Below are 9,096 nucleotides of genomic sequence, written 5' to 3' on the forward strand. Positions count from 1 at the left end.
TTATCTAATCCAGCTTTTCATTATACCCAATAAAATATCCATTTTTAAAGGTTTTGATATATAGTCATCACACCCGGCTTCGAGTGCTTTTACTCGGTCTTCTGCCATCGCTTTTGCTGTCACGGCAATAATAGGAATATCTTTTGTTTTAGCATTACTTTTAATGATTTTTGTCGCTTCGTAGCCATCCATAACAGGCATCATAATATCCATCAGGATCACGTTTATATCGCTATGTGCATCTAAAATTTCAACGGCTTCTTTACCATCACTTGCCGTTATAATTTCAGCACCCTTAGAGCCTAAGGCTTCACTCAACACATAAATATTGCGTATATCGTCATCAGCGACTAGAATTTTTGCGCCGCTTAAATCTATATCATTAATATTTTGTACTTTACCCTTACTCTTAATTTTTACCCTGTGCATAAAAATATCAACTTCTTCTAACAGTCTCTTTTGTGATGCCACGGTTTTTATGACTATAGTATCTGTGTATTGTCGTAATGTTTTCTCTTCGTCAGTACTGAGGTTTTTTCCGGTATAAATGATAATAGGAATTTGAATATTATTTGCTTTAATATACTCACATATCTCAAAACCGTTACCATCATTTAGGCCCAAATCAATAATAATGCCATCATAAATACCTTTATCTAACTCTTTAAGTGCTTCGGTTTTTGAAGAAACTCCGGTTGATTTAACACTACCGCTTTGGGTAAATTCAAGTAACGCTTCTCTTTGTGTGTCATCATCTTCCACCAACAGTAAGTCTTTGATTTTTTTGTTATTAAATGAATTTATTTTTTCTATAGCATTGGAAATGTCATGCCTAGCAACGGGTTTAAAGCTATATCCTATTGCGCCATGTGCTAATGTCTTTTTGGCTTTCTCCTCGCCTGAAATCACATAGACGGGTATTTTTCTCAGGCTTGGGTTCATTTTAAATTCTTTTAGTACATCTATTCCATTCATATCAGGCAGTCCTAAATCTAACAAAACCCCTTTTATTTCATACTCTTTTGCCAGTTGTAAGCCATCTTTACCATTGAGTGCTATTAGTGCATATTCATTTTCTTTATTGATTCTTGCTCTTAAAATATCAGCAAAATTTCTGTCATCCTCTATAATCAAAAATGCCTTGTCTACTGCTGTTAAAAGCTTTCTATCATCAATAATACTGTCGCTACTGGGCGTATTATCTTCTTTTAATGCTGTTGCTTGATGATTGTATATATCTCTTTCTTCATTTGCATTTGAATTTATAGCTTTATTCATCTTTGGGATGGTAATACTAAAGGTACTACCTTCATTAATCTTAGAGGTTACGCTTATTTTTCCCCCTAACATATGGATAAGTTCTTTACTGATAGACAGTCCAAGTCCGGTGCCACCGTAGGTTCTACTGGTACCACCATCAGCCTGTTGAAAGGCTTCAAAGATACTTTTTAATTTATCACTAGGTATACCAATGCCAGTATCGCTCACCGATATTTTAATGCTGTCATGGTCAACATTGTCTATATCTAAAGAGACTGTTCCTTGCTGGGTAAATTTTAAAGCATTAGAGATTAGGTTACGCACAACTTGCGCTAATTTAGCTTTATCGCTATTAATTAGGCCTTTATAATGATCTGAAGCAATGAATGCTAGATTATTTTCTTGTGCTTGATGTTCAAATTGTGTGCTAATTTCATCATTAAATGTGCTTGATTCAAATTCGTCTAGAATAACATCCATTTTTCCTGCTTCTACCTTGGAAAGATCAAGTATATCGTTGATAAGCCTCAGTAACTCATTGCCACTATTATGAATGATTGACGCTTTTTTAATCTCTTCTTTATCAAGATGTCCAAACATATCATCTTGTAACATATCTGAAAGTAAGATAATTGAGTTAAGTGGCGTTCTCAGTTCATGTGACATATTAGCTAAAAATTCCGATTTGTATTTGCTAGACATCGCCAAATCATCTGCTCGTTTGTCTAAAGTGTGCTGGGACTCTTCTAAGCTAAGATTTTTTTCTTCAAGTTGCTGATGCTGCTCTTCCATTTGAGAATTTGCTTCTTCAAGTTGTTGCTGCTGCTCTTCCATTTGAGCGTTTGCTTCTTCAAGTTGTTGTTGCTGCTCTTCCATTTGAGCGTTTGCTTCTTCAAGCTCTTGCTGTTGTTCTTGCATCTGTACATTTGCTTTTTCAATCGCTGCATTTTTATTTTGTGTTTCTTCGAGCAATATTTGAACTTTTTGACTTTGTTTAGCAGAAGACAGTGCGGTGGCAATAATCTCATTGGCTAATAAGAAAAACTCTGCAGCATTGGCATCAAAGACCTCACTAGAGCCTAGCTCTATCACGCCAAAAAGTTTATTTTGGTAGATTAAAGGGAAGGTATAGGTATTTAAAGGGGGCTCACTGGTTGTGCCTGTGTCTATTAGCAGATGTGTGCGTTTAATATTTTTTAGTTGTATTGGGCTTTTTTGACGTGCGACCTGTCCAACGGTACCTTCACCTAAGGCAAACTTGTTTGCTATCTCTTCTCGTTGCACATAAGCATAATTTGCATACTGCTTTAATGTTTCTGTCTCTTCATCAAAAATATATAATGAACCAATACCGGCGTTAAGATAGCTACATAAAAAATCAATTGATTTTCTACTCACTTCAACTACTTCAGTCTCAGTACTCAATACTTTATTTAAGGTGTTTACCCCTTCTTTTATCCAATTTTTATTTTTAGATTCAATACCGCTGTCTCTTAAGAGTTTTATTGCCGCACTTAAAGCACTTGTTATCATGCCTAGTTCGTCACTAGTTACACTCTCTGCTTTATCATCTTCAAATCTACCGGTTTTAAGAATGTCTATTTTGTTATATACCGCTTTGAGTCTGTTATTAAAATATTTATAGGTGACCACAGAAAAATAAATCAAGAAGATAAAAACAGTACTAAAAACGATAAATAAACGACTAAAAGCTTCATTATACCTAATGTCAGAAAGCAGGGTTGCTTGGTGCATCATTTTATCGTTATAGTTTAATATTTCATTTATCAAACCTTTTGACTGAGTAATATATTCTTTTGACTTTGTTGTAGATAGGACTAGTGCTTTTCGATTTGAGTTTTGTATTGCTAAGTTCAGTACTTCAGATTGCACTTGGTCATAGGTTCTAAGTGCTGATATTATCTGATCAATTTTTGTGTTTTTATCTTTATCTGTAATAGTTCTAAGTTTTCTCGTATCTCTCTGAACTTGAGATAAGTAGAAGTTTGAACGCTCAACCATCTTTTTAATTTCATTTGAATCAGGTGATAAAATTGACCGACCTGCATCTCGTACAGATTTTAAAATATTAGACTCTATACTAGATATGAGTGTTAATGTTTGTTGCTTCGACTCTATAGATTTAGTATCAGCCTTAGTCTTAATATTTGCTACAACGGCTAGCAGCTCTTCATTAATAATTAAAGCAAGTTCATCAGTGAGTGCATCAACAATTTTTATTTTATCTCTAGCATCAATACTCATTAGCGCTTTAGCTTTTTGATTTGAATTTTGTTTTGTTAAGTTATAAATATCCTCATAAATAGAGGAATACCTAGCATAAAGAGTTTTAATCGCTTCCAACTTTACAAGGTTTTCTTTATCTATCAGTATAGTTAAGTCAACAATATTTTTTTCAATATCTTTTTGGGCGGCCAAAAAGTCAGTGTTATACTCGCGCATCTCTTCTTGAGTTAATGATAATATGACGTTTTTTTCTGCTCTGTGCATCTCAAGTAAACTGACTTTTATATCTTTACTTAAAATAGCTTTTGTTGCATCTTCTTCTATCACTTTATTGAAATTATCATTCATCACGCTAAGGCTATATAGACCTAACGTCAAAATGATAATAATGCCCAGCATAGAAAAAAAACTCAGCAGAGTAATTCTTTTAATTAGTGTCATATTTTTGAACATCGGCACTTCCTTTTTATTATTTTTAGCACTTGATTTTTTAGCACTATAGCACTAATTATCAAGGAAAATAGATAAAAACAAGTAATCAGCTTTTAGCCATTTTAGTAACCAACGAAATACACTATTAAATAATACCAGCTAAATATTCAGCTAATTAACTAAGAAATTCAGCCGATGTTATATTATTTTTATTAAGCTTTTTAGCTTGTTGTACGCAGAGAAAATACATCAGAGTAACGCAGCCCTAGTGTATTTTAACCAGTATAAATGAGCCATAATTTAATAAAATTGGTATTGGGTCTCTACAGATTAATATTGCTAGCGTAGTTATTTGTAGTAGGCACGGCAGTAAAGCATAGGGATTTTTCAGGAAAGGTATTATGGGGTGTCTCGTTGGTATCCAATCAACAGTAGCGCGAGCAAGGATCATGCAGTAAAAAAGTAAAGGTAATGTAAGCAATAGTCGGACTCTGACAAAGAGAATAATTCGTGTTACGCTGCACTTGTATCTTTTGTTGTTTATTATCAAAATGTTATAATTAAGTTAGGCCTTAGTGTTAATATGTAAATTTATATACAATTAATTGTAATAATAATAAAAAAAGGAGTTGTTGTGGCAGATAAAAAAAATGAAAAGATCAATATTCTTATTGTTGATGATCTAAGTGAGAATCTTTACATATTAGACAATCTACTTAAACAATTGAAACTTGACCACTTAAGCACCCTAAAAGCATTCAGTGGCGAGCAGTGCTTACAAATTGCATTAAGTGAAGAGATCGATCTGATCATTTTAGATATACAAATGCCAGATATGAATGGCTTTGAAGTAGCTAAATTTTTAAAATCAAACGCTAAAACAAAAAATATTCCTATTGTTTTCTTAAGCGCAGCATTTAAAAAGGAAGAATTTGTTCGTCATGGTTTTGAACTTGGCGCAGTTGATTATTTTACCAAACCAATTGAAAAGTATAGCTTCTTATCAAAAGTAAGTGTTTATATAGAGCTTTTTACCAAACAAAAACAACTAGTTTTTTTCAACAAACATCTTGATTCCTTAGTCAATGAACAGACAGTAGGATTACTACAGAGTCAAAAAGAACTGAAAGAAACCAAGCAACGCTATTTCGACCTTTATAATTTGGCGCCTATTGGCTATTGTACACTGAGTGAGCAAGGACTTATTCAAGAACCCAACCTTACCGCGGCAAACTTGTTGGGGCTTGAGCAAAAAAAATTGATAAATAAGCTTTTTTCACATTTTATCCACATAGATTATCAAGAAACCTATAAAGTTTTTTTTAAAAAACTTTTAGCGTCTCACCAGTACACAGAGTGTGAATTGAAACTTGTACAACCTGATAAAACAGTATTTTGGGCGCACTTAAGTGCAACCATCGAGAAACATAACAATGTATTCGAGTTACGGTTGCTACTTAATAATGTTTCTGGCCGTAAGATAGCGGAAGAAAAACTGGTCTATATGGCCCATTACGACACTTTAACAGGTCTACCCAGTAATCGTATATTATTAGCTGATCGTCTACAGAAAAACATGAAGCAAGTAGAGCATAACAAGCAATCATTAGCTGTTGTTGTGCTTGATATTGATAACTTTAAAGCAGTAAACGACACCTACGGCACCGATATAGGTGATCAGTTGCTTATCGCCTTGTCAAAAAAAATGCATGATATCTTACGTAAAGAAGATACGCTTGCTCGCATTGGCGGTGATGAGTTTGTTATCATACTGTCAAATTTAGTTGATATTGAAAGTAGCTTGCCGTTAATAACTCGCATACTTAATGCCGCGGCCGAACAATTCTTCATTAATAAGCTATCGTTGCAAGTTTCAGCTAGCATAGGTATCACTTTTTATCCTCAAACTGAAATAATTGCTCCTGATCATCTTTTACGCCAAGCGGATCAAGCGATGTTTGAAGCAAAATTATCTGGAAAAAATCGCTATCATATTTTTGATGCTAAGGAAGACGATTTAGCTCGAGAGCGTTTTGAACAGATTAAACGTATACGTCGAGCACTTAATGCTGACGAGTTTGTGCTTTATTATCAACCAAAAGTTAATATGAGAACTGGGGAGGTTGTAGGGGTAGAGGCTTTAATACGCTGGCAACACCCTGAGAAAGGTCTGGTACCGCCTAATGATTTTTTACCTGCAATAGAAGGGCATTCATTGTCTATTGCTGTTGGCGAGTGGGTAATGAGAACTGCTCTTATGCAAATAGCACGTTGGCAGAGTTTGGGAATAGATATACCCATAAGTATTAATGTCAGTGCTCTGCAACTTTTATCAAATAATTTTGTTGAACAATTTGAAAAGATTTTACTTGAATTTCCAGATGTAAAACCTTCTTTGTTAGAAGTGGAAGTCCTTGAAACCAGTGGCCTTGAAGACTTATCCAAAGCATCAAAGGTGATCAACCATTGTAGGAAACTTGGTGTACATTTTGCTTTAGATGATTTTGGTACTGGTTATTCTTCACTAAGCTATCTTAAAAGGTTAGCCTTCACCTATATCAAAGTTGACCAAAGTTTTGTGCGGGATATGTTAGAAGACTCAAATGATCTTGCGATAATAGAAGGTATTATCAGACTCTCTGATGCTTTTGGTATGCAGGTTATTGCAGAAGGGGTCGAAACCTTAGAACACGGGGAAGTATTATTACAACTTGGATGTGAACTTGCCCAAGGTTATTTTATAGCACGCCCTATGCCGAGTGAAAATTTTCTTGATTGGCGAGATGAGTGGAAACCAAGCAGTTCATGGACACAGCAAGGTTCATTGAACGATACATAAACCAACATTATATAGCTGTTTAGAGTATCATTTATTTTATAGTATATGGTGATATAGACAGCTATTTTGTTTTAATAACTTACAAGATACAGCTTGTAAGTTATCAATAGTAAGTCAACTCCAAGTTTTATAATAGTAATCCTGATATAAAAGCAGACACTTTTAGTGTTGATTAAATTGATATCGTTGCCCTGTTTTGTTGTGCCCCTAAACTTGTTAAGACGACACTTTTAAGACTAATGCCAAGTTGATTAATTATTTACTCATTTTAACGGTTAAAATTTATAACTAGAATGACGACTGACTAAATTTTATGTCTTGTATTTATTCATTTTCCCATGAAAAAATAGATCATTTCATTAAATTGGTAAAACTTTCAGAAGCAAACGATGAACTAATGAATTGTGTGTTGTTGCTTGTCCCACATACTTCCTTGCCAATTCGAGATTGTTCCCACCGCTTCGCAGGTGTCGCAATGCCACTCAATTACCCTAGTGCTGATACACCTTGCTTCAATGTTTCCATCACAAGTCAGTTGCTCAGCGCGGGTGTTGCATTTCAAATCTACAGCAACTAAGTCAATCTCAATAAGGGGTTGCTTGATATGCTTGGAAACCGACATTACAATTTCACTGAGAAATTTGAATACTGTTTCTGCTTGTTCAGTAAGCGCGAGTACCTTACCTTCTTCGTCTAGAAAATGTTTTAAATCTGCTTTTAACGCCATAGTTTTTTCAATCAAATAATGCTGATGCAGCTAACATATAGTACTTAAAGCGCTTGGTACATTATTTCTAAGTTAATATTATACCAGTTCCATTAAGTTTGTGATCTTGTTGTGCGCAGGAAAAATAATTCAAGGTAAGGCGCTCGATTGAGCAATAGCTGGCTATTGGGAGTGAGAGCAACACAGCCTTGAGCTATTTTAACTAGTACAAGTGAGCAATAACTTAATGGGATTGGTATTACACTAATTTCATTAATGCTGGTTGTTTTAACCAGGTTTGAAATGATCAGATAATTAATGAGATTGGTATTATTGTGTAGTTCAGGGATGAGGTCTATGCTTTGCTTGGTATATAATACCAAGTTGATTAATTACCTGCTCATTTTTAATGGTTAAAATGAATAACTACAGCGTTATAAAATTTATAAGGTGAATAACTACTGACTAAATTTTATGCCTTGTATTTATCCATTTTTCCTCATGAAAAAGGTGATCACTTAATTAATCAAATTGGTATAAAACAACTATATGACACAAAGTCATTCATTTTATATGGGTAATAAACGTATAGGCAGTGATGTTGAATAGCACCAAGGGTTAAGCCTAAAATGGCTTTAGAGTAGGCAGATATTAAAGGGATATAATGATGAAATTAAGCAAGACCTTATTGAGTGGAGTCATTTTTTCACTACTTTTATTAACGATGATGAGTTATGAAAATCAAGCTGAAAATTTACCATCAGCCAAAAATATTACTTTAGAGAGCGCTGAGAAAAAATTAAACAATAACCTTAAAATGTATAAAATTGTCTGGGACGATATTATCAATAAAAGAGAAATTGATAAAATAAACGCAACTAATTTTGACACTAGTATCACGTTGATCACATCACCCGAAAATATAGTTGGAATTGAAGGTTTTAAGGCTTATTACCAACACTATTTGACTGGATTTTCTGATATTACCTTCACCCTTGTTGATGTTTTTGGACAAGGTAATAAGATTGTTAAACATTGGAATTTTAAAGGAACTCATACGGGTGAATTTTTTGGTATTGCTGCTTCTGGAAAACAAGTGGATATCGACGGAGTAACACTGGTTAAAATGAAAGATGGGAAAATAGCACAAGAACAAGATTTTTTAGATAATTTACTTTTCTATCGACAACTTGGCTTAATCCCAGCGGATTAATAATTCTACAATAAGGTCATCTGAGCCAAATTACACTTAACAATAGTTAAGTGTAATTAAAGCTAAGAAGACTAGGAGCCCTGTAAGATATTTTCATTACAAAAACAAAAACAAAAACAAAAACAAAAACAAAAACAAAAACAAAAACAGAAACTTTCTGCATCGATGCCTACTATGCTTTTTACAGAAGAAAATAAAAATCATGGCAACTTGAGCGGCAAGGCTGCACAGGTGGAAGCGGCAAAACCAAAACCGCTATAGCGCAAGCATCTACTAATACCAATCCCATTAAGTTATTGCTCACTTGTACTAGTTAAAATAGCTCAAGGCTGTGTTGCTCTCAATCCCAATAGCCAGCTATTGCTCAATCGAGCGCCTTACCTTGAGTTATTTTTCCTG

Annotated in this window: 4 protein-coding genes; 2 read left to right on the forward strand and 2 right to left on the reverse strand. The window is 34.2% G+C overall.

Annotated elements, in window-relative coordinates:
- Positions 1 to 3,960, reverse strand: coding sequence for a response regulator (locus ESZ39_RS07845; RefSeq protein ID WP_146879354.1), 3,960 nt, complete (start codon positions 3,958 to 3,960; stop codon positions 1 to 3).
- Between the two features lie 613 nt (positions 3,961 to 4,573).
- On the opposite strand from ESZ39_RS07845, the gene ESZ39_RS07850 reads away from it, so the two are divergent.
- Positions 4,574 to 6,778 carry an EAL domain-containing protein gene (locus ESZ39_RS07850; protein ID WP_146879355.1) on the forward strand — a complete coding sequence of 735 codons (2,205 nt, stop codon included), beginning with the start codon at positions 4,574 to 4,576 and terminating at the stop codon, positions 6,776 to 6,778.
- Between the two features lie 394 nt (positions 6,779 to 7,172).
- Here ESZ39_RS07850 and ESZ39_RS07855 read toward each other — a convergent pair whose 3' ends face one another.
- Positions 7,173 to 7,505, reverse strand: a complete 333-nt coding sequence (locus tag ESZ39_RS07855; protein WP_146879356.1) for a hypothetical protein — start codon at positions 7,503 to 7,505, stop codon at positions 7,173 to 7,175.
- Positions 7,506 to 8,148: 643 nt separating this feature from the next.
- Here ESZ39_RS07855 and ESZ39_RS07860 point away from each other — a divergent pair.
- Positions 8,149 to 8,697 carry an ester cyclase gene (locus ESZ39_RS07860; protein ID WP_146879357.1) on the forward strand — a complete coding sequence of 183 codons (549 nt, stop codon included), beginning with the start codon at positions 8,149 to 8,151 and terminating at the stop codon, positions 8,695 to 8,697.
- Positions 8,698 to 9,096 lie beyond the last annotated feature (399 nt).

It is taken from the genome of Colwellia sp. C1TZA3 (assembly GCF_007954265.1).
Lineage (GTDB): Bacteria > Pseudomonadota > Gammaproteobacteria > Enterobacterales > Alteromonadaceae > Cognaticolwellia.

What these genes read in the sequence shown, in the direction of transcription:
- ESZ39_RS07845 (WP_146879354.1), bottom strand. Translation starts at nt 3,960, where the DNA reads ATGTTCAAAAATATGACACTAATTAAAAGAATTACTCTGCTGAGTTTT.
- ESZ39_RS07855 (WP_146879356.1), bottom strand. Translation starts at nt 7,505, where the DNA reads ATGGCGTTAAAAGCAGATTTAAAACATTTTCTAGACGAAGAAGGTAAG.
- ESZ39_RS07860 (WP_146879357.1), top strand. Translation starts at nt 8,149, where the DNA reads ATGATGAAATTAAGCAAGACCTTATTGAGTGGAGTCATTTTTTCACTA.